Below are 26,433 nucleotides of genomic sequence, written 5' to 3'. Positions count from 1 at the left end.
TAATTACTTCCATCATCGTAAACGTTCTTTGAATTCTCGCAATTTGATCGATAAAATAGCAATCTATATTTTTATACAATACAGCCCTCTAGTTTAATAAGAACGGAACTCTTTCCCAATAATATCTTTGGCGATAACCATCATATTCGCTTGAGCTGTTCCGTCTCCAATCTCTAATCCAATTACATCGCGCAAACGCTGCTCATGCGGCATTTCCTTCGTATAAGCATAGTGACCGTTAAATAATAAACATTCATGAATAGCCTCTACACTATATTTCGGACCTAGCCATTTAACAGAAGAGGACTCTTTACTATGCTTTAATCCTTGATCACGAAGCCAAAGTCCGCGATATGCCTGCCATTTAATAAGCTCTAATTGCGTATAATGAGTCACAAGTGGAAACTGAATGCCTTGGTAGGTTGCAAGCGGCTTACCAAAGGACTGTCTAGCTTTTACATGTTCAATCGTCTCATCAATACTTTGAGAAGCAGCCCCCACACACTGTAGTCCTATTAACAAACGACTTAGATCAAATCCATTCATAACTTGGGAAAAACCTTTATTTTCAAGACCAATTAAGTATTCCTCTGGAACCTCTACATCGTTTAAGTAGATCGAGCCCCTGCCAACTGGAATATTCCCCATATCTTCATACCCTTTGCATTCCACTCCAGGTAAATCAGACGGTACAATAAAGGCACTAATCCCACGGTTACCTAACTCAGGGTCTGTTTTGGCGAAGATAATAAACGCATCTCCACACGTTGCTACACTAATTCCTGACTTTTCTCCATTTAGGACATATACATTTCCTTTATGTACGGCCGTTGTTTTAATTCCACCAGCATCTGTTCCTGCAGCCGGCTCCGTAATCGCAATCCCCACAATCTTTTCACCGCTAGCGATTTGCGGAAGCCATTCTCGTTTTAACTCCTCGCGAGCATGGTTATTAATAATTTCTCCAATCAGCGCATTTAGCATAACCGCATAGGTTAGATTGAAATCCCCTCTGCCAATTTCCTCTGCAGCAATTCCTGTCGTAACGCAGTCAGCACCGCTCCCCCCATACTCAACAGGAATTCGGAGACCATTTACACCTAACTCCCCTAGCTTCTTCCACAAATGCCTTGGAGTAATTCCTTCTCGGTCCCACTTCGTGTAATGAGGCAGCAACTCCTCCTTCGCAAATTCTTGCAGCATCTTACGAAAATATTCTTGCTCTTCTGTAAATGAAAAATTCAACATTGCTAATCCCTCCCTTTGCCTATATTAATTATGCAAATATCGTGCCAACTGGAATTTACTAGTAAAAACGCATATCTCGTCACATCTATTCGCAAAAATGAGATAGTTTCGCAATCTTGCGAAGCATATTTGCAAAGGCCCCTCTATTTGCTCGCCTATAAAAAAGGAGGCTGTCCCAAAAGTCATTTTTATGACTTTCAGGGCAGCCTCCCTATTTAGTTGAACAATTATTCTCATTGGTGTTAAAAGACAAAACCGAGGAATTCAACCAGGAAAATGTCCTTCAGCAGGAGCATGAAGAACAAAATCCAGTAAAGAAAGAGTGAGGCTGTCCGCTTTTAGACAGCCCCACGTTCTAAATTCTATTATTTTAAATTATATTTTGATAGTTTTCGGTAAAGGCTAGCAACATGTATGTGTAGTTTTTGAGCAGCTACAGTCCGGTCGCCTTTCGCCTCTTGAAGGGCACGTTGAATCACATCGATTTCTGCATTTGCTACCGCTTCTTCTAAACTAAGAAGAGGGGCCGATTCTCTTGCTCGTCGAGGAGTTGATTCACTAGGTGAAAAATATAAAGCCTCCATCGTGATTGTATCGCCTTCAACAATATTCATTCCCCGTTCTATATACGCTTTTAATTCTCGTACATTCCCTGGCCATTCATAATTTACTAGCCATTCCTGAAGCTTGACATCAATAAATTTCACTTGACGCCCTAGCATCTCATTAAAATAATTGATGAAATAGTAAGCTAACGGAAGAATGTCTTCCTTCCTTTGACGAAGAGAAGGGATTTTTAATTCAAAAATGTACAATCGATAAAATAAATCCTGTCTAAACTTCCCTTCTTGAACGAGCGTTTTTAAATCTCGATTCGTCGCAGCAATAATTCGGATATCGACATTTTTATTAGCCGTTCCTCCTAATCGTTCTACTTCTCTTTCCTGCAATACACGCAATAACTTTCCTTGCGCTTGGTAAGGAAGCTCCGATATTTCATCCAAAAAGAGCGTGCCGTGATGAGCTAATTCTATTTTGCCAGGCTTTCCTTCCTTTTTGGCACCGCTAAACGCTCCTGCTTCATATCCGAACACCTCTGACTCGAACAATTCATCTGGAATCGCCGCACAGTTTACAGCAACGAAAGGATTGTTTTTTCTCGAGCTTAATCCATGAATAGCTTGGGCAAATAATTCTTTTCCCGTTCCGCTTTCTCCCGTTAATAATACGGTTGAATTACTTGTCGCAATCCGAGCTGATAATTCTTTAATTTGCTCGATCGCAGGACTTTCTCCCATAATCTCCTCAAAGCTATATCGATTCTGAAAAGAGGATTTTTTCTTCATTTTAGAAGAATCCATTGAATTCATAAATGAAATCATTTCAACATGGTCGATATCATCTTGCCGCACGATGACTCGGTAAAGCTGATACTCATTGACTTTAGAAACTTTAATTAAACAAGAATATCCAAAAATAACACCAAACAGGACTTTTGTACGCTTTCTGCTAAATGTGCCTTGAATGATGTCATTAATCGATGCCCCGAGCCAATCCTGTTTATTTATCGAAAAGTTCTCACAAAATTCCGGACTAACGTCAACGAGACGACCATTCGCATCTACTTTCAAGGAACCCCATTCATCAATTGGGTCGATTAAATTCAGTGTTTTCTTCATGATTATCACCTGTCAATTCTTAGTTGGATAATAAAAAAATGACGACTTGTCCCTTAATTACTTCATTTCCAATCTCATTGTAACAAGTAACCTTTTGAGTGACCCAATTCCGTTCTACATTAATATCAATAATCTCTAACTCCGCTGTAATTACGTCTCCGACAAATACAGGATGATAAAAAACCAATTCCTTTTGCAGTAAAATACAAGCACTCCCAGGCAGTTTATCGCTAATTACTTGGTTAATTAACCCTTCTGTTAACAAACCAGGAACAATGGGTTGATGATAATAATTTTCCCAGTTCTCTTCACTCGGTCTGTATACTGGACTATAATCTTTCGTTAATTCATTGCATGCTCTTACGTCGGCTTCAGAAAATGTTCGTTGCAAACGGGCAATCTGTCCGATAAACAATTCCTCAATTGTATAGACCATCGAACCCTTCCTTTCTATCGTTGTGAATATTTCTAATATTTAGTATATATTCTACTATCATAAATGGGAAGAAAACACTTCTACAAGAACAAAAAAGCTCTCTTTACGTTAGCGAATGCTTTAGTAAAGAAAGCTTTGATATCCTCTTATTAGGTTTACCTCTTATCAAATTTCATGATTTTCAGTTGCCAGCCATTCAAGCTGAACATGCAGCAATGTGTAATCACTGCCAATCGACTTCGAAATCTTAATATAATGAAAAAACATATATTAACAACTATTATACACAAATTAAATGATATTTCTTATTTCAATATTTTTTGCACCTTATCAACCATCGGCAGCAGAAAGTCAGACGGATTTTTCAAATCAGGGTAAAACAAAAAGATTAGAGAAAATAGCCATTCAAAAGTGACCAATACAATAAAAACCTTTTTTTCCTTTTTCTGGTCCTGTTTCATTTTTGGCCATTCGTACACAATCATGCATGCTACTAAAAAAGTAATTCCTAGTGCAAATAGCCATTTCAATATTTCTCACCTCGCTTCTGTTGCCGTTCCTGCACCCATTCTTAAAATAGTTGTCTCAATGTCATATTTGACCTCTACTTGTGGATAGATGTCATCCCATTTGTCTTTCGCTTCTCGCCATTCCTTCGGATACTTCCGTTCAAAAGCTTCTCCAAATCCCAAAATATCAGCTTTTTGTTCTTTTTGTACTTTTTTTACCACTCTCTTTAAACGTCCTTCCAATTGTTTAACTAGTTGTTTTTCTAAAGAATTTATCTCTTTTGGTAACTTAACTTGTATATTCGTTTCATTTAAGACAATCTCTTCTGTTGTTCTAGTCTTAATCGTTATTTCCCACTTATCTCCTTTTATTTTAGGGACAAGCTTTACGTCTGCCTCACGGAGAGTCATGGATATATATCCTTGTGCTCCTTCTGGTAATAACGTAATCTGAGATTCTTTCACGTCATTTTGGATCCATTTCACACCTCTGGTCAATTCATCATCAATAGAACCAATCATTTTGTCCTTTTTAAAAATGGCGGTGCGGTAAATATAAGCAATCGTTTCATTTGATTTCTTCCCTTTTGGTGGTGGTAATTTATGCACCATTGGAAGGAATACATCGCCGCTTACAAGCCTTTGAAGTAACTCAACTAAAGTCACATGCATCAAAGTCTGTGATTCAGCCATATCCCAAAGTACTTCAGAAGGACTATATAATGGCGTTTTAAGAGAAAGGATCTCTTTGGCACTCCCTTTCGCCACAAACACATACGACCGAATACGTGGCCTTGGATCACGTATAAAATAATCAATAGAGTCACGAATGCCTTCCTTCGCTAACTTTTCATTTATAATAATGACTTCTGAATGTCCCCAAAATATTTTCCTTGGCAATTGTTCCTGAAGTTTCTCTAACGCTTCAGGAACTGTCTTCCCCTTGCCAGATCTAGCTGCTACTTGTGTTAACCCACCGCCTCCTTGACCTTGACCTTGACCTTGGCCTCCACCTTGACCCAGCGCTTGTGGAACTGATATTTCAACCGTTACTTCAATTGTGTTATCGTCTATTCGATCAACGCCAACACCTTTGATTAAAGCCACATCATTCACCTCGGCTCGATCCCAACATCCTGTTAGTAGAAACGTACAGGTTAACCCTATAAGATATAACATCATTCTCATTGCTGCTGTTCCACCTGTTTTTCTTGCTTCTTGTTTTTCCGTAAGAAAGCAATCAGCAAAAGGAAGAGAGGAATCATTGTAAATAAAATAGGTCCTACTGCAGAGTTTATTGTTTGGCTATACACGAAGAAAGCCGACACATTCGGTACTTGCCAGACGGCTAAGACCACCGATAGAAAAACGATTGGAAGCACAAGCGGACGATAATCAGAAAGGTTAAACCACTGTGCCGTGCCTAATGCCAACACATAATAAAATACATACATTTTAACGAAGGCACCCGTAATCCAAAAAGCCATCACAGTTGCTTCAAGATGGGATAGAAACTCAGCTATACTAATATACTGAACAGCATTCATTAATGGGGCATTAAAGCTTCCTGTTGCACTTCCTAATACTAAAAGAGAAATCAAATTCGTACTGACCACTATTACTAACAATAACAATACGGAAACAATCCCCCATTTCCTACCTTTTTCCGGGTCTTTTAAAAAAGGAAGAAAGAAAGTGATGAATAGGGACTCACAAAACCAAAAGTTAGAAAAATAAGCTCCCTTCAAAACCGGAGTAACCCCATTTCCCAAAATAGGATGCATATGCTTTACTTGTGCATCCGGAAGAAGAAGGATAATAATTGTCAAAAACATAAGAAGCAGGACAGGAGTAAGTAAATCTGAAAGTCTTCCCATCACTTCCACCCCTCCATATACAGCTAAACTACTGACAAAGGCCATCGTGCCAAGTAAAACGACTTGCGGCGTCTGCGGAAGAAAATAGCTGCTGACAAACTCCCCATACTGCCAAAGCGCTTGGTTGGATATAAATAAAATAAAAAGCAAAATAATTGCCCCAATCAGTTTTCCACCAATCTTCCCAACAATGGAACAACTGTATTGGATAATACTATCTCCTGGGTAAAGACGATGTAATTGATATACGACATATACCGGAATACAACCTAAAATGGCAGATAAGATAGGAGACAACCACAAATCTTTTCCTGCATAGTCATAGATAGAAGCTGGCAAATAAAGAATGGCTGTTGTGACAATGGCAGAGTAGATCATCATTCCCATTTGTACTGCCGATATTTTCCCATGTTCCAGCACGTCACTCTCCTCCCTTTCTAGGGCCAGGTTTTTGATTAGGGCCTTGGCGATATTCATTAAACTCTCCAGTTAAATGAGGACGCTTGGATAATTGCCACCAAGGAGCTCGTATGAGGAAATCTTTCATATCACTCTTATTCCATGGGGCCATTGGTGAAAGGTAAGGAACACCAAAAGAACGCAACGTACATAAGTGTGTAAGAATTATAAGAAGTCCTAACATCACACCTAAAATGCCCAATGTACCAGCAAGGAACATCATCGGAAAGCGCAATATCCTTAAGGTAGCTCCTAAGTTGTATCGGGGGATTGTAAAAGAGGCAATTCCTGTTAAAGCTACGACCATGACCATCGGAGGTGACACAATCCCAGCCTGAATCGCCGCTTGTCCGATAACTAAAGCACCGACAATACTAACAGCCGAACCAATTTGCTTCGGCAACCTTACCCCTGCTTCTCGTAATGCCTCGAACGTAATTTCCATAATTAACGCTTCCACAATGGCAGGAAAAGGAACATTTTCTCGTGTTGTCGCTATACTCATCAGAAGCTTTGTTGGTATCATTTCCTGATGAAAACTTAGCACAGCCACATATAGAGACGGTAGTAACAAAGATAATAGGACATAACCATAACGCAGCCATCTAATCGCTGTACTTAGCACAAAGCGTTGATAGTAATCTTCACTAGCTTGCAATAAGGACAAAAGTGTTGTAGGAGCGATCATCGCAAAAGGAGTACCATCTACAAGAATTACGACTTTCCCTTCCAATAAACTAGCAGCACACGCGTCGGGCCGTTCTGTGCTTAAAATCTGCGGAAAGGGAGAAGAGGGATGATCCTCTATTAATTCCTCGATATATTGGCTTTCTAATACGCCATCAATATCAATTCTCTGTAATCGATTATTCACTTCTTCAAGCAATGTTTCATTCGCGAGCCCCTTCATATACACGATAGCCACTTCCGTTTGGCTTCTACGTCCAATCTTCATTGATTTCATTTTTAATTGCGGATCTTTGAGTCTTCTTCGGATTAATGATATATTTACACTAATTGTTTCAACAAAACCTTCACGTGAGCCTTTCACAACGGATTCAGAAGCTGGTTCTTCAACTGCACGTTTTTCCGATCGAGCCAGCCCTAAAGCGAGTCCTTTACTTTCATGTTCAACTAGTAGAATGGGGTTGCCCATTAAAGTGTGTTCAATACATTCCTCCACTGTTTCTACTTCTGTTATCTTGGCAACCGATAGTTTCTCTTCCATCCAGTTAGACAAGTTACTTCGTTTCTCCTCCATCTTCTTCATTAAAGGGGAAAGAACACTTGTATCCATCTCTTCCATGTTCGATAATCCATCAATGTAGATTAATTCTGCTTTTACTTTGCCGCCAATTAAAAAAGAACGAAAGACGACATCCGAACAATCTTCGTATAGTAAACGAATCTTTTCGATATTTTTGTTCAAATCGGAGGATAATGGACTTTTCTCTTCCTCCATTTGTTGATGTTTATTTATTTTTTTCCGTTTAGAACGTCGAAAAAGCATACCTTCTCCCCCTTTCAAACGAAACATTACAACCTATAACGTCCAAATGATGTCAAAGTCATTTTCTCCATTATGGAAAGGGATTATGTAAAAAGCAGGGACAATTATGAAATAGATAGAAATTCGAGAAATATGTATAAGAAGCTACTTCTGCATTGACTTCTTTCAGATGCTTACCATAATATTTACATTAAGGAAGAAATGGACTTATACATATTTTCATTGAAGGAGAGGAGAAACCGTTGGCTATAAACCATACAGAATTAGAAAAATATTTAGTAGAATTCAAACGTGACCTTCATATGAATCCCGAGTTATCAAATGAAGAGTATGAAACGACTCAAAAAATTAAAGAAGCTTTACATTCTCGACATATTACCATTCTTGATTTACCACTAAAAACTGGAGTCGTTGCCGAAATTAAAGGCAGTAAGCCCGGCCCAACTATTGCGCTTCGTGCCGATATTGACGCACTCCCGATTTTAGAACAGGCGGATGTGGCGTTCCCATCTACAAACAAAGGAGTCATGCACGCATGCGGACATGACTTTCATACGTCTGTTATATTAGGGGCCGCTTTTTTATTAAAGCAAGTAGAAGAAAAGTTAGCAGGAACCATCCGCTTCATCTTCCAGCCAGCAGAAGAAACATCTCATGGTGCGAAAGCAATTTTAGACACAGGGGCATTGGACGATGTCGATGCAATATTTGGACTTCATAATGATCCAACTTTACAAGTAGGCGAGCTAGGAACAAAACATGGGGTATTAACAGCCGCTGTGGACCGTTTTGAAATACGTGTAACAGCAACGGGTGCACATGCAGCAAAACCAGAAGAAGGAAATGACCCGATTATTATTACGAGTCACATTATTTCGACGCTTCAAACGATTATTAGCCGAAACGTCGCACCGCGGGAAGCAGCTGTGCTCAGTATTACGCAAATACATAGCGGAAATACATGGAATGTGATCCCGGATTCCGCTTATTTAGAAGGTACGGTTCGTACATTTGGTAGAACCGAACGAGCATTTATTGAGAAGCGTATGCGGAAAGTGTTACATGGTATTGGTGTTACATTTGATGCAAACGTTGAATTCATATGGCATCCAGGACCGCCATCCGTTGATAATACACCAGAATGGGCCGATCTCGCCCTTGAAATAGGAGATAAAACAGGCTATACTACGAAAACTCTCGAAGCTAGCTCTATCGGCGAAGACTTCGCTTTATACCAAGAAAAAGTTCCAGGTGTCTTCGTCATGATTGGCTCCGGCGGCCCATATGACTTACACCACCCGAAATTCAAAATAGATGATACAGCGCTCTTCCCAGCTTCACAATATTTTTATGAATTAGCTGTTGGAGTACTGGAGAAATCGAATCTAAAATAAAAAAAGAAACCCATAAGTTGCTGTCTTATGGGTTTCCTTTTTTATAGTTTGTTTTGGAGTCCCACCAATTTGTGCCGAGTTCACGCCGAATTCCTGTCAATTCTAAAGGAACTCCTCTTTTCTTGGTATCTTTGAAAAACGGCGATTGTAATCGCAAGCCAGCATCCGCTCGCCAAGTATCCAGCGATGATATCACTAGGATAATGCACACCCAGATAGATTCGGCTGATTCCAATCGTAACAATCATGGCACTGCTAAAGATAATCAACAAGCTTCGTCCCCATCTAGTAGGAATATGACGCCATAGTAAAAAAGCAAGAATCCCATACATAGACGCCGCATTCATCGCATGTCCACTCGGAAAGCTGTATCCTCCAATTTCAATCAACCGATGCAAATCCGGGCGGGCTCGTTGAAAAAACTCTTTTAAGAGACGATTTAAAATAGGCGTACCAACAAGCACGACAATAAATAAAATAAGCTCTATTCGATGCTTCAATACTGCATATAAAAGTGCCATCGTGAACAGAGAAATAACAATAATTGCCTTGAATGATCCGATAAACGTAAAAAATTTCATAACCGCTGTTAAATATGGCGATTCCAGCCCTTGAACAAAGCTAATGATTGCACGATCAAATGCCGTAACTTCATTTTGACTAAATAACAATGCCATCATACTAAATCCAATCAAGAATACAATGCTTAAAATAAAAATCCACGATAACTGAAATTTATTATTCACAAGAAACAATCACCTCAACACATAAAAAAATAGGGTAACTATGTAGCCTTACTCATTATTTTTAATCATCTCATCATTCCTTACTCTCACTTAACTTCTTTTCCTCCAATAATTTCATCAACTAATTTTTCTGCTGTTCTTCGATATACATTGCTCATCTGAACAAGTGAAGCAATCAATAAAACCTGCTCCAAATAGGAACGATCACTATCTTCTAGCGCTTGCATTTCCTCTTTTACATCCTTAATATGCTCCTTTATCCCTTCATAAAAATTCTCAACATTTTTCGTATTCACAGTAAGAACACTATTATAAAAGTCATCTAACCGGAACTCTTCCTTCACAACCTTCCGATTTAAGCCTTCAAGCAGCTCTTTAATATCATTAATAGATAGGGCCCCTTTTAATTGATAAATAAGACTGATTAAAATCAGATGCTCTTTAGAATACTTTTTATTCTTAATTGGAAAAAATAATTTTCCTTTTGCATAGTTGTTAACCATTGTTTTTGTCAGAACTTTTTCTTCTTCATTTCTTTTCGTCCCATTAAATTTATTCTCAAATAATTGAATCACTTGGTCCATATATAAATCTATTTCTGGAATGTCATTTAAAGAAATATGACTTTCCAGTTCTAGCTGATTTAAAATATCTTGTATGTTTTTCATCTAAAAACCACCTATATTTATTGTATAGCTATTATTTTATCCCATAAAAAACACTTCGTAAACCTTGACTACATATCAGCATGCATATAATATACTAAGTAGTTATTAAAACTACATAAAGGAGCATCCACATTATGAATCAATATATCCGAGAACCTATTAATGGATTCACCCATTTAGCTGGAGCGATTTTAGCTTTTATTGGATTGCTGGCACTAGTCATCAAAGCATCCTCTACAGGAGGATCTCCCCTGACAATTACCGCTGTCATCGTATTTGGCTTAAGCATGATTCTTCTGTATTCTGCATCCGCTGCGTATCACATGGTTATTGCAAAAGACAGAGTGATTGCTTTTTTAAGAAAACTAGATCATTCCATGATTTTTATTTTAATTGCTGGAACATATATTCCATTTTGCTTAATCAGTTTGCGCGGAGTAACAGGATGGGCATTATTTTTCATTATCTCTTCCATTGCCCTATGCGGAATTTCTTTTAAAATGATTTGGTTTAATTGCCCTCGCTGGCTCTCTACTGCCCTATATATTGCCATGGGTTGGATGATTATTTTTGTCATCGTTCCATTATCTTCGGTCTTAAGCTTTCAAGGAGTGCTTCTATTAATAATCGGAGGGTGTATTTATACGATAGGCGGCTTGATTTATGCGCTTAAGCCAAAATGGCTTACTTTTAAAAACTGGGGGTTTCATGAGATTTTTCATATTTTTATTCTGTTAGGAAGCTTAGCCCACTTTATGAGCGTGTACTTTTTTGTACTGTAATATCTCACACATCATCAAAAAACTCCGATACACAATCGTATCGGAGTTCACTTTTTCTTATTTTATTCCTTCAAGAACTGAAAGATCAATCAAGCCTTTAATATCATTGCTTGGAATATAGTTTGCTTCTTTACTAATATCCGCCATTTCTTGAATCACTTTTTCATTCACATCTGTTGTTACTTGTAAGCGAGAGAACGCCGCTTCTACTTCGTCTTTCTTCAACTCTTTACCTGTTAAGTCTTTCAAATGTTTAATAACAATTTCTTGGCTTTCTTCAGGGTTGTTTTGAATAAACTCTACTGCTTTTTTATGAGCTTTTAAATAAGAAGCAGCAAGACCATCTTTCTCTAAAAACTCCTTACTAGCAGCTACTACTGTATTTGTAGAATCTTTGCCCCATGCGAATTCATCCCAATCTAACAGCAGCTTGCCACCTGCTTGATTTTCCAACACATAGCCCCATGGTTCCTGAGTAGCAGCCGCATCCACTGATTTTTGAACGAAAAGAGAAACCGTATCTGCAGGAGCTGACGCAAATAATTCTACTGAACCGCCATTTGTTGTTGGTTTTAAATCCACCTCTTGAAGCGCTTTTCTAAGCATTACATCTTGCGTACTCCCAATAACCGGAATCGCTACTTTTTTGCCGTCTAAATCTTTTAAATCTTTAATATTGCTTGCTTCACTTGCAACAAGTACAGCCCCGCCATTGACTGCTCCAGAAATCAAATGATAGTTTGGATTTTTCACATAGAAGTTAAGCAGCGGTCCAGGACCAACTGTACCAACATCGATTGCTTTTGTAGCCATCGCTTCCATAAATAATCCGCCATTGCTAACTGTTTTTGTTTCAATTTTCACATCTTTACCGAATGCTTCCTCAAAATAGCCTTTTTCAAGCGCTACAATTGTCGCGATATGCGTTAAGTTCGGGAAGTAACCAATTTTAACCGTTTTTTCATCAGAGCCTTTTTCTGCTTTTTCTTCTTTTTGATCAGATTGTGCACAACCGCTTAATATACCAATAAATAGTATAGAAGCAATGAGTGTAAACAATAACTTTTTCATCTGCTTTTCTCCTTTTTTAAATGAGTAATTTCTACAAACTAGCGTGAACTAACTCCCCACTTTAATTGAACATTTCGTTCTAAGCGAGAAAATACAACATTGTCTACAATTGTTCCGATAATAGCAATAATAATCATAACCGAAATAACTAAATCCATTTGACCAAGTGATCGGCCCATTTCTAATAGTTGACCAAGACCGCCGCCTCCGCCAAGCAGCTCCCCTGCCATTAAGGCGCGCCAAGAAAAGGCCCAAGCAATACGTAAACCAGAAATGATTTGCGGCACAGAAGCCGGTAAGATGACCGTACGTAAAAAATGAAAACCGCTTGATCCATAGGTTTTAGCAACTCGTTGATACAGCTGTGGAACATTTTTGAAGCCGCTCGTAGCATTGACTGTCATCGTCCAGGTAGCCCCAATCGTTACGATAAAAAGAATGGAAAAATCATTTAATCCAAACCAAATAATCGCAAGCGGAAACCAAACAATACTTGGAATGGACTGCAGAGCTGTTACAACAAAGCCGAGCGTATCCTCCACAAGCTTGTAGCGCCAAATAAAATAACCTAGAATAAGACCGATAACAATAGCTATCGTAAACCCAAGTAAAATCCTTCCTATACTTTTTAAAATAGCTTCCGTAATTTGTCCGCTTATTATACCGTTAACCAATGTATCTAATACCTGAAGAAGGCCTGGAAACATAAAATCAGGAAGGCTTGAAAGTCTAGATGTGACTTCCCATATCACCGCTATCATTGCGATGAACAGGACCCGTCTTAAAGCTGTAGTCATCTCCCATTTCCTCCTTCAATACTTTTTCGATTTCCTCCTGTAAAATACTCAAAACTTTCTGCTCCGTATGTAATGTAACACTATCGGGCATGACTCCGTCTTTCATCGATGGAACGGAAATAATGTCTTTGATTTTCCCTGGACGAGTAGCAAAGACAACGACCTTTTCTGAAAGTTGAACAGCTTCTCGAATATTATGAGTAATAAAGAAAATCGTTACTTTTGTTTTTCTCCAAATTTCTATAAGCTCTTTATGTAACACCATTCTTGTCTGTTCATCTAGTGCCGAGAACGGCTCATCCATTAATAAAATATCTGGTTCCATTACTAAAGCTCTGGCGATAGCAACCCTTTGCTTCATGCCTCCGGATAACTGATGAGGATACGAATCTACATAACGGCTAAGGTGAACCATCTTTAATACTTCTAACGCTTTTGCCTCAGCTTCTGCTTTCGACATTTTCTTCAGCTTCAAACCATATGTAACATTCTCTAATACGGTTAGCCATGGAAACAACCCCGCCTCTTGGAAGACAACAACTCGCTCTGGCCCAGGCTTCTTCACCTTTTGGCCTGCCACTCGTATATCTCCAGCATCCGGCTGATCAAGTCCTGCAATTAAATATAACAGTGTTGATTTCCCACAGCCCGATGGTCCAACAATCGAAACAAAGCTTCCTTTTTCGGCTTCAATATTAATATTATCGAGTACTTTCACTCGTTCTTTCTTCTCATTAACAAAGCTTTTTTCAATCCCATTAATTGTTAAATACATGCAACACACCTCACTTCAAATCTAAGTTTTCTAATTCAATATTGTCCCTAAATCATAATTAATCCTATGAATTTCGTCAAGATTATTAAGAGATAATTTTATATTGTTTGCCTATTTCCTTAAAGCCTTGCTATATTCGATAGTTTTAGTCAAATATTCTACTATTATTTAGTGGAATTTACTGTATTAAAATAAGGATATTTGCAATGGATATCGAAATTCCCAACAGAAACTCAAGAATTTTATGATTTATCAAACAATAATAAAGACCATTCCCTATTATAACGGAATGGTCTTTTTATTTCATTACTTGGATAAAAATACAGGCTTTCTTTTTTCAATAAAGGCCGCTGTTCCTTCTGATTTATCTTCTGTAGAGAAGAGAACCGCTTGAGCAAGGCGCTCAATCATGAGTCCTGTTTTCATATCAACATCTGAGCCTAAGTGAATCGCAACCTTCGCAAGCTTCACCGCAAGAGGACCTTTAGCTAAAATTTGTTTCGCTGTTTCTTCTACTTTAGCCTTTAAATCAGCAAGTGGAACGACTTCAGACACTAAGCCAATCTGTTTCGCTTCTTCCGCTGAAATAAATTTTCCTAGTAAAATCATTTCGATTGCTTTTCCTTTCCCAACTAGTCGTGTAAGTCGTTGGGTTCCACCAGCACTTGGAATAATCGATAAATTTAATTCCGGCAATCCCATTTTCGCATGATCTGCAATTAGGCGAATATCACAAGCCATCGCTAATTCACAGCCGCCGCCTAGCGCAACCCCATTAATCATCGCAATCGTCGGTTTTTCATACGATTCAATATAATCATAGACTTCTTGCATTCCTCCGGCTTGTAACATATCCAATGCTTGACGCGCATTCAACTGGTTAATATCAGCACCGGCTGCAAAAGCTTTGTCTCCTTGTCCACGGAACACGACACAACCGACTTCGCGATCGTTCTTAAGTTCTTCTAATGCTTCAACAATCTCCGCTAACGTTTCCTTACTTAGTCGATTTCTTACTTCTGGTAGATTAATAATGATATAAGCTAGATTTCCCTCTCGTTCAACTACAATTGTTTCATAAATCGTCATCCCGATTCCCCCTTTCTCATCATGAATTAGTTTGTAGGTTTTCAATAAGAATCGCCATACCTTGTCCGCCGCCTATACAAAGAGCTGCAACTCCATAACGTCCGCCTCTTCGTTTTAATTCATGCATTAATGTCACGACAATACGTGCACCTGTTGCACCTAGTGGATGTCCTAGTGCAATTGCTCCACCATTTACATTGCATTTCTCAGGATCAATTCCTAGCTCTCTCTGAACAGCTAGCGCTTGTGAAGCAAAGGCTTCATTGATTTCAAATAAATCAATATCGTTAATTGTTAACTCAGTACGTTCTAATAATTTTTGAACAGCTGGTACAGGCCCAATTCCCATAATTTCTGGTGGTACACCAACTGCTGCCCAATCTACGATAGCCGCATATGGTTGGAGATTTTGAGAAGCTGCTTCTTCTTCTGACATAAGTAAGACCGCTGCTGCTCCGTCGTTACGACCGCATGCATTTCCTGCTGTAACCGAACCATCTGGTTTGAAAGCAGGTTTCAGTGTTCCTAGTTTCTCTAATGTCGTTTCTGGACGTGGATGTTCATCTGTGTCCACAACAATCGTTGAGCGCTTCACTTGAACGGTTACTGGAGCGATTTCCTCACGAAATACATCTTGTTTAATTGCTCGATCCGCACGCTGTTGGCTTTCATAAGCAAACTTATCTTGATCTTCTCGTGAAACGTTATATTTCTCAGCAACATTTTCTGCTGTTATCCCCATACCTAATTGATAGCCGTACGTCTCTTGAGGCTGTTGTCCATTTTCCTTATTTGAATCGACTAGCTGAGTCTGATCGCCGCCAAAGCGTGAACCGCGAATGAAAATCGGTGCATTACTCATGCTTTCCGTCCCGCCTGCAATGACAACTTTCGCCTGACCTGATTGAATTTGTTGAACACCTGAAGCAATAGCTTGCATACCAGATGCACAAAGACGGTTAACGGTGAAAGCTGGTGTACTTGAAGGAATACCTGCTCGCAGTGCAGCGACACGAGCAACATTGGAAGCTTCTGACGTTTGACGAACTTCTCCTAAGATTACTTCATCCACAATTGTTGGAGACACATTCGCTTTTTCTAGTACACTTTCAATCACTCGTGAAGCTAAAAAGCCCGATTTCACATCTTTTAATCCCCCGCCATAACGCCCAATTGGTGTACGTACTCCATCAACAATAACAATTCGATTCTTTTCCATTTTTTCTTCCCCCTTAGTTATATTCTTTATTTAATTGACCGATAATAATATTTTTTTGAATTTCTGAAGTTCCTTCATAAATGCGGGTAATACGAGCATCACGATAAAAACGTTCAATTGGGTAGTCAGCAATATAACCAATGCCGCCATGTATTTGTACCGCTTTATCGGCAACACGATTGTATACTTCTGAACCAAATAATTTTAACATCGCTGCTTCTTTAATAACTTTCTTCCCTTCATCAACCATCTCGGCGACGCGATATGTAAAGGATCTTAGAGCCTCAATATCAACAGCCATTTCCGCTAACATATGAGCAACAGCTTGATGCTCAATAATTGGCACATTAAATTGAATACGCTCTTTTGCATACATCATCGATAAGTCAAGTAATTTTTGAGCAGAACCTAAATTTCGAGCGGCTAAACCTGCACGGCCATTGGCTAAAATTTTAAGTGCATTGACATACCCTTGTCCTTCTTCACTTAAAACATTTTCAACAGGTACTTCGCAATCTTCCATAATGATTTCTGCGGAGTGAGATCCACGCAGACCCATTTTTCGCTCGACAGCTCCTACATGAAAGCCTGGAAAATCTTTTTCAATAATGAAAGAAGTAATTCCTTTCGCACCTTTTGACGGATCCGTTACAGCCATCACTGTGAATATATCCGCCTCGGTAGCATTCGTAATATAATGTTTCAAGCCGTTTAAAATATATTTATCACCTTTTCTAACAGCCGTTGTTTTCAAATTCGTCGCATTCGATCCTGCTTGCGGTTCTGTTAAGGCAAAAGCACCAATTCGATTCCCTGCAGCCATATCGGGCAAATATTTTCTCTTTTGCGCTTCATTGCCCATCTCGACAATTCCAACCGTACCAATTCCCGTATGTGCCCCAATCAGTGTTGTATAGCCGTTATGTGTCGCACCAATTTCTTCGTAAAGGGCGCATTTCCCGACCATGCCAACTCCTAATCCACCATACTCTTCTGGGATGCTCAGTCCAAACAGCCCCATCTCTTTAGATAACTGAACAATTCTCTCCGGAATGCGGTCTTCTTCTTCAATTTGCATCGCAACCGCTTCTACTTCTGTTTGAATAAAATCACGAACATTCTTTTTTAGTAATTGAATATCTTCACTGATTGCTAGACTCATAATTTATTGCCCTCCTCGTCATATCTGTAAAATCCACGACCAGCTTTTTTGCCAATCCAGCCTGCTTTAACATATTTTTTGAGAATTGGGCAAGGACGATATTTCTCTCCTAATGTTTCATATAAATATTCCATATTACGTAACCGTGTATCAAGGCCGACTAAATCAGCTAGTTCAAGTGGCCCCATCGGATGATTCAAGCCTAACTTCATCGCTTTGTCGATATCTTCAATAGACCCTACACCTTCCATGACCATATTCATCGCTTCATTCCCAATTAAGCAATTCATTCGGCCAGCAGCAAAACCAGGAAATTCATTGATTTTCACACACTCTTTGCCTAGACTTTGCCCAAACTCCATACTCGTTTGGATCGTCTCTTCACTTGTTTCAAGCCCACAAATGACTTCAATGAGTTTCATCTTATGAACAGGGTTAAAGAAATGAAGAGCGATACATTGACCCGGCCTAGATGTTTGTGAAGCAATCTCTGTAGGACTCATTGTTGATGTATTCGTAGCGAGTATAGCGTGTGGAGGTGCAAATGCATCAAGTGCTTTAAAAATCTCCACTTTTAAATCCATCAGTTCTAGCACAGCTTCAATCACTAGATCAGCGGATTTCACCGCTTGTTGTAAATCTGTTTCAAACTGAATGGACACAGAATCTGTAAACTTACGAATATACGTTTCACATCGCTGTAAAGATTCTTCACTTACATCTTGTACGACAACATCATACCCTGCCTGTACACAAGCAAGAGCAATTCCTCTCCCCATTGTGCCGGCACCAATTACTGTAATGTTCTTCATTTCTCTCTCTCCCCAATCACTTAGACTCTTTGTTCAATGCGCTTTCCGTTCTCATCATATTCATAGAAGCCTTTACCGGTTTTCTTCCCTAGCTCCCCTTTTTCTACTTTCGCCGCTACAACAGCCGCTGGTCGGTCTTTCTCATCACCACTTTCTGAGTAGCGTTGCATCCGTACAAAGTAATTCACATCAATGCCCGTTAAGTCCATAAGAGCAAACGGTCCAATTGGATGATTTAGCGCCTTCGTCACGACAAGGTCGATTTCTTCATGTGAGGCATAGCCATTTTCATATAAGAAAACCGCTTCATCCATTAACTTTCCAAGAATACGATTCGCAATAAAGCCTGAAATCTCTTTCTTTAATAACACCGGGATCTTACCAATCGATCTAATAAAATCAACGCTCTTTTCCGCTGTTTGATCAGATGTATGTGGTCCTTTTACAACCTCAACTAAATCCATAACAAGCACAGGATTAAAGAAATGAATGTTACATACTTTCTCAGCACGACGAACCGAATCGGCTAGCTTAGAGCTTACGATAGTCGAACTGTTCGTTGCCAAGATCGTATGCTCTGGCACAATACGATCGAGCTGCTCGAACAACGCTTGCTTCACTTCTAGCTTTTCAACAATTGCTTCAATGACTAAATCAGTATTTTGTAAGTCTGCTAGTTCCGTTGTAAATGTAAGATTAGCGAATGCACTTTCAACTTGTTCTTCTGTAAATTTCCCTTTTTTCACACGTCTTGCCATTTGTTCTCTTAGAAAAGCTTCGGCCTTTTGTAAGCTTTCTGTTGCGATATCTTGTAAAACGACTGGATATCCGCCAAGAGCCGTAACCATCGCAATTTGTGACCCCATCGCTCCAGCTCCAACTACTCCTACTTGTTTAATTTCTTGAGTTCCCATCATCAGTTGCCTCCTTTTTCCATCTCTTCTTTAACTAATAGACGTTTTAATAATTTCCCTACACCATTTCGCGGTAATTGATCTCTTACTTCAATGACTTTCGGAACTTTGTATGGCGTTAATTTTGTATAGCAATACCCTCGAATTTCGTCAAGATCGAGTGTACAGCCATTTTTCGGCACAACATAAGCTTTCACCATTTCGCCATTTTCTCGATCAGGTATTCCGACAACGGCCGCTTCCTGAATATCTGGATGTTCATACAAAACTCCTTCTACTTCCTGAGGATAAATATTAAATCCACCTAAAATAATCATTTCCTTCTTTCTTCCAACAATGTAAAAGTAACCTTCCTCATCCATCGTAGCGAGATCTCCTGTGTGCAACCAGCCATTTTGCAACGCTTGGGCACTTTCAGACACATTATTCCAATACCCCTTCGTCACTTGAGGTCCTTTAATCAAAAGTTCGCCCACCATATTGGCACCAAGCTCTTTGTTATTTTCATCCACAATTTTACAATTTGTTTCAGGGACAGGAATTCCGATACTCCCAACCTTATGTTCTCCATTGATTGGTGTACGGTGGGTAGTTGGTGATGTTTCTGACATACCGAACCCTTCTAAAATAGAAGCACCTGTCAGCTCTTTAAACTTATGAATAATTTCTACAGGCAAAGGAGCCGATCCGGAAGAACAAACTTTTAGCGACTCTAGCCCCGAAGTAGATGCGTTTGGATGATTAACGAATGAAATATACATTTTAGGCACACCGGGAAACATCGTTGGTCGATGTTTCTTTACTTGTTGAAGAACGTCATCTACATTAAATTTTTCAATGACTAATAATCTAGCTCCTAAATAAATTCCTAGATTCATGGCAGCCGTCATCGCAAATACATGATAGAGAGGAGTTACAGCTAGAACCGTTTCCTGGCCAAATTCCACTCGTTGACGATATAACACAAAGCTCTGATAGACATTTGCAACTAAATTATAGTGCGTTAACATCGCCCCTTTTACTTTCCCTGTTGTTCCCCCTGTATACTGAATAATCGCAACATCTTCTACAGGATTAATCGGTGCAGCGTGTTGAAGCGGGGAAGCTGACTCGATTAATTCTTTCATCGAGTCTCCCCATTCAACTTCATGAGCACTTACGGTTGTCGATAACGTTACATGCTTAAAAGAAAAGACTTCACGAATCGTATCAACTGTTGCGACAGAACGAGCATCTACCACGATATAAGAAACATGAGAATCTTGGACAATTTGCAGCAATTCTCTCGGCGTATAAGCAGGGTTAATTTGAACAACAATCGCACCGATTGCCTGAGCAGCATAATAAGAAACGATATAATCTGGATGATTGGCGACCATAACGCCGATTCGCTCTCCCTGCTGAACCCCCTTATTTATCCATGCCTGAGCTAAACAATCCACTCTTCGTTTAAGTTCTTTATACGTAATTTCTTGATCTTCAAAAATAATAGCCGGCTGTTCTCCAAATCGCTGAACCGAAGTCTCGAACATGGCATACAATGAAATCTTCGGAATATGAAACGTATCTTTTATTTCTTCATAATATTTGTTCCACGGCTTTACTTGTTCCGTTTCCAAGATTACTTCACCCTCCTTTTATGATCCAACCTGTTCCGATAATTCTGATTCGTCTGATTGAGCTTGCTCAGTAGGTCTGACAAAAATCATAAACAACGCGGAGAAAATAAGAACAAGCACAGCCATAAAGGCAATGGACAGGTTATATCCAAATATTTTTGTAGCTGCTAAATTCACAATAAAACCTGTTAAAACAGGGGCAACGATACCAGCCAAGTTACCGGAAGAAGTTAGAATACTTGTCATAAGCCCACGGCGTTCCGGCATTTCATTAATCATAATCGTTGGACCAATTGGCAGAATTGCATACGTAAGTCCTTTTGCTAAACACATCGCGATAATGACCCAAATCGGATTATGGAACACTAGAATGGATAACATGCTCAATGCACCAATAAGCATCGCACCGCCTGTTACATATACACGTGAAATTTTCCAGTCTTTAGTCTTTTTAAATACAGCATCCGATAACACAGACACTCCCATATAAAGTACAACAGACGCAATCCCGACAGCCGCTACTGCAAAGCCCATTTGTCCATTACTCATTCCTGTTACTTCAACAAGGTAAAGCGGTAACCATGTAGCCAGCCATACAACGATGAAATACGTTGAAAAATAAGCCAATGTCGTAAATAAAGCGACGCGTGATGTAAGGATATACTTGAGATCTTTTAATTTAAATTTTTCAGGGGCAGCCTTCTTCTTAGCTTTTTCATATGCTTCCACTGGTGATTCTTTTGTTAAGAATTGGAAGGCTACGGCCCAAACAATACTTGCAAGACCTAGTGCAGCAAAGGCATATTTCCAGCCCCATGCTGTAATCATCGCTACAAGAATAGGAGCGGCAACCATTGCGCCAACGGTCGCTCCCGATACAACAACAGAGTTCGCGAATCCACGTTGCTTTGGAGGAAACCATTTATCTGCATGACTATAAGCAACTGGACTAAACGGCCCTTCAAAAGCACCTAATAAGAGGCGATATACGATCAATAATGGAAGGGCTGTAATGGCAATTACTCCAAACTGGAGGACAGCCCATGTTAGCATTAAAAATCCTAATACTTTTTTGGCTCCTACTTTATCTGCCCACGCTGCACCAAAGATTCCAGTAACGGGATATAACCAATAATAGGCACTTCCAACGAGTCCCCATTCTGCATAAGATAACCCGAAATCTTTCATAATTGGAACCGCTGCCAATCCAATGATTGATTTATCTGCGAAGTTAATCATCATCCCAAAAAACAATAAACAAAGAACTATCCAACGCATACCTTCGCCTCACTCTCTAGAGATTAATTTTCATCAAGCACGTTTCTAGAAATAATCAATCTTTGGATTTCATTTGTTCCTTCATAAATTTGTGTAATTCGAGCATCGCGATAAAAACGCTCTACTGGATAATCGGATACATAACCCATACCACCATGAATTTGAACCGCTTTATCTGCCACTCGATTAAAGACATCCGATGCAAACAATTTAGCCATAGACGACTCTTTCACTACTTTTTTCCCTTCATCGACCATATGTGCCGCTTTTAGCATTAAAGTTTTCGCTGCTTCTGTTTCCGTCGCCATATCCGCTAGCATCCATTGAATCGCTTGGTTCGAGGCAATCGGTTTTCCAAATTGAATTCTTTCCTTCGCATATGCAGCTGATAATTCAATTAATTTTTGAGAAGATCCAACTGCTCGTGCAGCTAACCCAATACGGCCTTCACTAAGAATTTTTAAAGCGGCCATATATCCCATTCCGACTTCACCGATAACGTTTTCCTCCGGAACTTCACAGTTTTCGAAAATTAATTGTGCGGTATATGAACCACGCAGCCCCATTTTTTTATCTTTTTTACCAATCGTAAAACCAGGAAAATCTTTTTCTACTAGAAAAGCCGTAATTCCACCTTTTGCTCTTTTATCTTTATCTGTCAGTGCAAAAACCGTAAAGACATCTGCAATCGGTGCATTTGTAATAAAATGCTTTGTTCCGTTTAGAATCCATTTATTCCCTAACTTTTCTGCTCTTGTCGACAAATTCGTTGCGTCTGATCCTGCACCTGGCTCAGATAAAGCAAATGCCGCTGTCTTTCTGCCTGTCGCAAGCTCCGGTAAATATTTATCCTTTAGGAATGGAGAAGCTAAACGAACTAGTCCTGTACTTCCAATACCTGTATGAGCACTAATCAACGTAGCAAATCCATTATGCGTTCTTCCTAACTGCTCCAAAACTGCAGCCTTTCCAACCATTCCCAATCCAATTCCACCGTATTCTTCAGGGATACTCATTCCGAATAATCCAAGTTCTTTTGCTTGCGCGATTAAATGCTCAGGAATTCTATCCTCTTCCTCAATTTGCTGCGCAAACGGCTCCACTTCATTTTCTACAAAGTTCCTTACCATTTGTCTAATTTGCTCAATTTCTGGGTTTACTGTCGTAAACATGTCAATCCCTCCTAATAATTTGGAATACTATATACATAATGCAAGAAGTGTGCCAAAAGGAAACCTCTTTAATTACCTCATTTTTCCTAATCTTCTATTCTTTGTCGATTTATATTTGAATCAAAAACAGAGAGTACTAGCAGATTCTCTTGATTCAAAAATGAATCAACATTTCATTTTTGAATCACACAATAATTGTTGAAAAAACAAGTTTCAGCTCATATTCGCTCAGCTCCATAAAAACGTGATTTTGCACGCTTAAGCCAAAAATCAACAACTTCCTGCACAACAGCCTTAAATTAAACAAAAAAAGCCTATCTAATAGGCTCCATTTCAAATAAAAATATTATGTTTTCCAGTCACAGCAGGTTGACTCTATATATGTTCAACTTGTTAAAACGACATTAAGAATGTTTATTTAAATACGCTGTTAATCTCGACAAGTGCACAGTGATCATCAATCCGTACAAAAACATCCCTGTTCAGTATAGAAATATCCTTACTTTATTCCAGCAGCATCAGCTAAATATTCAATAAGATGAAGAGCTTTGACAGATGAAGATAAATTTTCTCGCTCAATTCCTAATTTCATTTGAAGGAGACAGCCAGGATTTGTTGTAATAATGACAGTCGCTTTTGTTTCTTTCATATGCTTCATTTTTTCATCTAGTATTTTCATAGATTCATCGTAATTCACCATATTATAGATTCCTGCTGAACCGCAGCACATATTTGCTTCCTTCATTTCAACAAACTGTATACCAGGTATTCCTTTTAACAGCTGAACAGGTTCCGTCGTTACTTTTTGAACATTCGTCATATGACAAGACCTTTGATAAGTGACTCGCTCATTCTCTCTTATTTTTAAGTCTTGAACTCCTTCACAAGAGATGAGGATTTGACTAATATCTTTGGATTTAGCAGAGAAGACAGACGCTCGTCTCTTCCATTCCGGTTCGCCCTTAAGAAGATGAGCATATTCATAAAGCATCGCTCCACATCCGCCAGCATTATTCACAATATAATCCGCTTCTATTTCTTCAAAAGCGATAATATTTCTTTTAGCCAGCTCCTTAGCATCATCCATTTCGCCTGAATGAGCATGTAAAGCACCACAGCACGTTTGCTTATCCACTACATAGACATCACAGCCGACCTCAGCCAATAATCGAATGGATAAATCATTAATTTTATGAAACATCGCATCCATAATGCAGCCTGTAAAAAAAGCAACCGTATATTTGCGCTCTCCTTTTGCTTTTACATATGAATAAGAGTGAGCACGTTGTTTCGGTGATGCAGATTTTGGCATAATCGCTTCAAATTCTCCTAAATGATGAGGCAGCTTATGCAAAAGCTTGGACTTTCTCATCAGCTTCTGTACCCCTGTTTTTTCATAAAGCCAAAAAGCATGCCCCGTAAAATTCATTACACTTTTACTCGGAAAGACTTTCTTAAACATTGTTTTCCTTACTAAACGAACCGGAAAAGAAAAGCTTTTTCTCTTAACCAAGGCAGCCCTTGCAGATTCTAAAATACTTCCATACTCCACACCTGTTGGACAGGCTGTTTCACATGCTCTGCAGCCTAGACATAGATTAAGAGGCTCCTCCAAGACAGATAAATCCGTGATTCTTCCTTCGCCGACCATCTTTACGAGATTTATTCTGCCGCGTGGAGAATGAGTTTCCTTCCCCATACTCCTATATGTCGGACATACAGGGAGACAGTAGCCACATTGAACACATTGATTTGTCTTATCATATTGAAACTCTTGACGTAATTGCTCCACTGTTTCATTCATCTACTTCAACTCCAATTTCTGTCCTGGTTCAGGAAAAATCTTCCCCGGATTCATGATATTATTAGGATCCCACGCCTTTTTAATCCTCTTCATCATATCTAACCCTACTGTTCCAAGCTCCATTTCCATAAAAGGTGCCTTCATATTCCCAATTCCATGCTCACCCGATAGAGTCCCTCCAAGTTCCACTGCTGCCGTAAATATTTCAGCTACCGCCTTCTCTACCCTCTCCATCTCCTCTGCATCACTTTTATCACAAATAATATTAGGATGCAGATTTCCATCTCCGGCATGACCAAACAGCACTAAATGAACTTGATAGCGTCTCTTAATCTCTTGAAGCCGCTCACACATTTCGGGAATCTTACTTCGCGGAACGGTAGCATCCTCAGAGATTTTAGTTGGCTTGATTCTCACAATCGCAGGCGATACGAGCTTTCTTGCTCTCCAGATTTCCTCTTTTTCCATATCATTCTTCGGAATTTTAACTTGACTCGCACCAACGACATAGCATAATTGCTCTGCTTGGATAATTTCATCTTGTAACGCTAAAGGATGACCATCTAATTCTAATAAAATAATCGCTTCCGCATCCTTTGGAAGTCCCATCGGTTGATAATTTTCAACAGCAATAATCGAAGCTTGATCCATCAATTCCATCTTAGACGGCAAAATACCTGAAGAGAGAATGTTAGAAATAGCTCTCCCTGCATCTACTAAGTTGGAGAAGATAGCCATTAGAGTAGCAGTAGCTGGAGGTTTCGGAATAAGCCGAAGAATAGCCTTCGTAATAATGCCAAGCGTCCCCTCTGAACCTACGATAAGCTTCGTCAAGTCATAACCCGTTACATTTTTCACCGTTCTTCCGCCAGTTTGAATAATTTCCCCTTCAGGTGTAATGACTTCAAGACCAATTACATAATCTTTTGTGACCCCATACTTTAATCCCCTTGGACCTCCTGAATTCTCCGCCATATTCCCTCCGATAGTAGACACATGCGAACTGCTTGGATCAGGCGGATACATCAATCCCTTCTCCTCTGCTGCCTTATGGATGGCTGCCGTTAATACACCTGGTGAAACCACTGCGACAAGATCTTCTTCATCAATGTCCAAGATATCATTCATTACCGATAGATCAATGACAATTCCTCCTTGTACCGGAAGCGGTCCACCGCTTAATGAAGTAGATTGGCCACGCGGATAAATCGGGATGCCTTCCTGATTAGCAAATTTCACAAGCTCGGCAAGTTCTTCTACATGTTTCGTTTGAACGACGGCATCCGGAAGATACGTACCAAAGGAAGCATCGAACGAATAACTATACCGGTCATGTTCATCTAGTAACACTCTACCAATTTGTACAATATGATTAATCTTCATAATCTGATTGGATGTAAGCATTTTCAATTC

At 39.4% G+C, this 26,433-nt stretch carries 24 protein-coding genes; 2 read left to right on the top strand and 22 right to left on the bottom strand.

Going from position 1 to position 26,433, the window contains the following annotated elements; all coding sequences use genetic code 11:
- Positions 1–93: 93 nt before the first annotated feature.
- From ACE199_RS00825 to ACE199_RS00795, 7 genes are all read right to left on the bottom strand, one after another.
- Positions 94–1,248, bottom strand: coding sequence for an acyl-CoA dehydrogenase family protein (locus ACE199_RS00825; protein WP_375348205.1), 1,155 nt, complete (start codon positions 1,246–1,248; stop codon positions 94–96).
- A 365-nt stretch (positions 1,249–1,613) separates the two neighbouring features.
- Entirely contained in the window at positions 1,614–2,927 is a 1,314-nt protein-coding gene (locus tag ACE199_RS00820; RefSeq protein WP_375348204.1) for a sigma-54 interaction domain-containing protein, read from the bottom strand.
- Positions 2,928–2,946: 19 nt separating this feature from the next.
- Entirely contained in the window at positions 2,947–3,363 is a 417-nt protein-coding gene (locus ACE199_RS00815; protein WP_375348203.1) for a hotdog family protein, read from the bottom strand.
- A 305-nt stretch (positions 3,364–3,668) separates the two neighbouring features.
- Positions 3,669–3,893, bottom strand: coding sequence for a hypothetical protein (locus ACE199_RS00810; RefSeq protein WP_127759554.1), 225 nt, complete (start codon positions 3,891–3,893; stop codon positions 3,669–3,671).
- A gap of 6 nt (positions 3,894–3,899) precedes the next feature.
- Complete coding sequence (locus ACE199_RS00805; protein ID WP_375348202.1) at positions 3,900–5,060, bottom strand: Ger(x)C family spore germination protein; 1,161 nt, start codon at positions 5,058–5,060, stop codon at positions 3,900–3,902.
- Positions 5,057–6,169, bottom strand: coding sequence for a GerAB/ArcD/ProY family transporter (locus ACE199_RS00800; RefSeq protein WP_164853152.1), 1,113 nt, complete (start codon positions 6,167–6,169; stop codon positions 5,057–5,059). The genes ACE199_RS00805 and ACE199_RS00800 overlap by 4 nt, the downstream gene beginning before the upstream one ends.
- A 1-nt stretch (position 6,170) precedes the next feature.
- Positions 6,171–7,718, bottom strand: a complete 1,548-nt coding sequence (locus ACE199_RS00795; RefSeq protein WP_127759551.1) for a spore germination protein — start codon at positions 7,716–7,718, stop codon at positions 6,171–6,173.
- Between the two features lie 248 nt (positions 7,719–7,966).
- On the opposite strand from ACE199_RS00795, the gene ACE199_RS00790 reads away from it, so the two are divergent.
- A complete protein-coding gene (locus ACE199_RS00790; protein ID WP_375348601.1) occupies positions 7,967–9,112 on the top strand; it encodes an amidohydrolase in 1,146 nt (381 codons plus the stop codon).
- A gap of 80 nt (positions 9,113–9,192) precedes the next feature.
- Here ACE199_RS00790 and ACE199_RS00785 read toward each other — a convergent pair whose 3' ends face one another.
- Positions 9,193–9,858 carry a phosphatase PAP2 family protein gene (locus tag ACE199_RS00785; RefSeq protein WP_375348201.1) on the bottom strand — a complete coding sequence of 222 codons (666 nt, stop codon included), beginning with the start codon at positions 9,856–9,858 and terminating at the stop codon, positions 9,193–9,195.
- 86 nt (positions 9,859–9,944) lie between these two features.
- Positions 9,945–10,526: a DUF1836 domain-containing protein gene (locus ACE199_RS00780; RefSeq protein WP_375348200.1), complete on the bottom strand. Its 582-nt coding sequence runs from the start codon at positions 10,524–10,526 to the stop codon at positions 9,945–9,947.
- Between the two features lie 134 nt (positions 10,527–10,660).
- Here ACE199_RS00780 and trhA point away from each other — a divergent pair, with 134 nt between their 5' ends.
- Positions 10,661–11,308, top strand: coding sequence for a PAQR family membrane homeostasis protein TrhA (trhA, locus tag ACE199_RS00775; protein WP_375348199.1), 648 nt, complete (start codon positions 10,661–10,663; stop codon positions 11,306–11,308).
- Positions 11,309–11,365: 57 nt separating this feature from the next.
- On the opposite strand, the gene ACE199_RS00770 is transcribed toward trhA, so the two are convergent.
- From ACE199_RS00770 to ACE199_RS00710, 13 genes are all read right to left on the bottom strand, one after another.
- The gene (locus ACE199_RS00770; RefSeq protein WP_375348198.1) at positions 11,366–12,379 is read right to left on the bottom strand and encodes an aliphatic sulfonate ABC transporter substrate-binding protein; all 1,014 of its coding nucleotides are present in this window, start codon (positions 12,377–12,379) and stop codon (positions 11,366–11,368) included.
- Between the two features lie 38 nt (positions 12,380–12,417).
- On the bottom strand, positions 12,418–13,176 hold the full coding sequence (locus ACE199_RS00765) for an ABC transporter permease (protein ID WP_119118754.1): 759 nt from the start codon (positions 13,174–13,176) through the stop codon (positions 12,418–12,420).
- Entirely contained in the window at positions 13,109–13,951 is an 843-nt protein-coding gene (locus ACE199_RS00760) for an ABC transporter ATP-binding protein (RefSeq protein WP_252289654.1), read from the bottom strand. Before ACE199_RS00760 ends, ACE199_RS00765 begins: the two co-directional genes overlap by 68 nt.
- 306 nt (positions 13,952–14,257) lie before the next feature.
- Positions 14,258–15,040, bottom strand: coding sequence for an enoyl-CoA hydratase/isomerase family protein (locus tag ACE199_RS00755; protein WP_252293886.1), 783 nt, complete (start codon positions 15,038–15,040; stop codon positions 14,258–14,260).
- Between the two features lie 19 nt (positions 15,041–15,059).
- Positions 15,060–16,259, bottom strand: a complete 1,200-nt coding sequence (locus tag ACE199_RS00750; RefSeq protein WP_375348197.1) for a thiolase family protein — start codon at positions 16,257–16,259, stop codon at positions 15,060–15,062.
- Positions 16,260–16,272: 13 nt separating this feature from the next.
- The gene (locus ACE199_RS00745; RefSeq protein WP_375348196.1) at positions 16,273–17,421 is read right to left on the bottom strand and encodes an acyl-CoA dehydrogenase family protein; all 1,149 of its coding nucleotides are present in this window, start codon (positions 17,419–17,421) and stop codon (positions 16,273–16,275) included.
- Positions 17,418–18,233: a 3-hydroxyacyl-CoA dehydrogenase family protein gene (locus ACE199_RS00740; protein WP_375348195.1), complete on the bottom strand. Its 816-nt coding sequence runs from the start codon at positions 18,231–18,233 to the stop codon at positions 17,418–17,420. The genes ACE199_RS00745 and ACE199_RS00740 overlap by 4 nt, the downstream gene beginning before the upstream one ends.
- 20 nt (positions 18,234–18,253) lie before the next feature.
- A complete protein-coding gene (locus tag ACE199_RS00735; RefSeq protein WP_375348600.1) occupies positions 18,254–19,147 on the bottom strand; it encodes a 3-hydroxyacyl-CoA dehydrogenase family protein in 894 nt (297 codons plus the stop codon).
- A gap of 2 nt (positions 19,148–19,149) precedes the next feature.
- Positions 19,150–20,766, bottom strand: a complete 1,617-nt coding sequence (locus ACE199_RS00730; RefSeq protein ID WP_375348194.1) for a long-chain-fatty-acid--CoA ligase — start codon at positions 20,764–20,766, stop codon at positions 19,150–19,152.
- An 18-nt stretch (positions 20,767–20,784) separates the two neighbouring features.
- Positions 20,785–22,044 (bottom strand): MFS transporter, encoded by a 1,260-nt coding sequence (locus ACE199_RS00725; protein WP_375348193.1) that lies wholly within the window; start codon positions 22,042–22,044, stop codon positions 20,785–20,787.
- A gap of 23 nt (positions 22,045–22,067) precedes the next feature.
- Positions 22,068–23,216, bottom strand: coding sequence for an acyl-CoA dehydrogenase family protein (locus ACE199_RS00720; protein WP_375348192.1), 1,149 nt, complete (start codon positions 23,214–23,216; stop codon positions 22,068–22,070).
- 499 nt (positions 23,217–23,715) lie between these two features.
- Positions 23,716–25,020 (bottom strand): (Fe-S)-binding protein, encoded by a 1,305-nt coding sequence (locus ACE199_RS00715; protein WP_375348191.1) that lies wholly within the window; start codon positions 25,018–25,020, stop codon positions 23,716–23,718.
- Positions 25,021–26,424, bottom strand: a complete 1,404-nt coding sequence (locus tag ACE199_RS00710; protein ID WP_375348189.1) for an FAD-binding oxidoreductase — start codon at positions 26,422–26,424, stop codon at positions 25,021–25,023.
- Between the last annotated feature and the right edge of the window lie 9 nt (positions 26,425–26,433).

It is taken from the genome of Peribacillus sp. Hz7 (assembly GCF_042136355.1).
Lineage (GTDB): Bacteria > Bacillota > Bacilli > Bacillales > DSM-1321 > Peribacillus > Peribacillus asahii_A.
The sequence above is the reverse complement of the archived record's forward strand: the minus strand, read 5'-3'. Positions and strand labels throughout refer to the sequence as shown.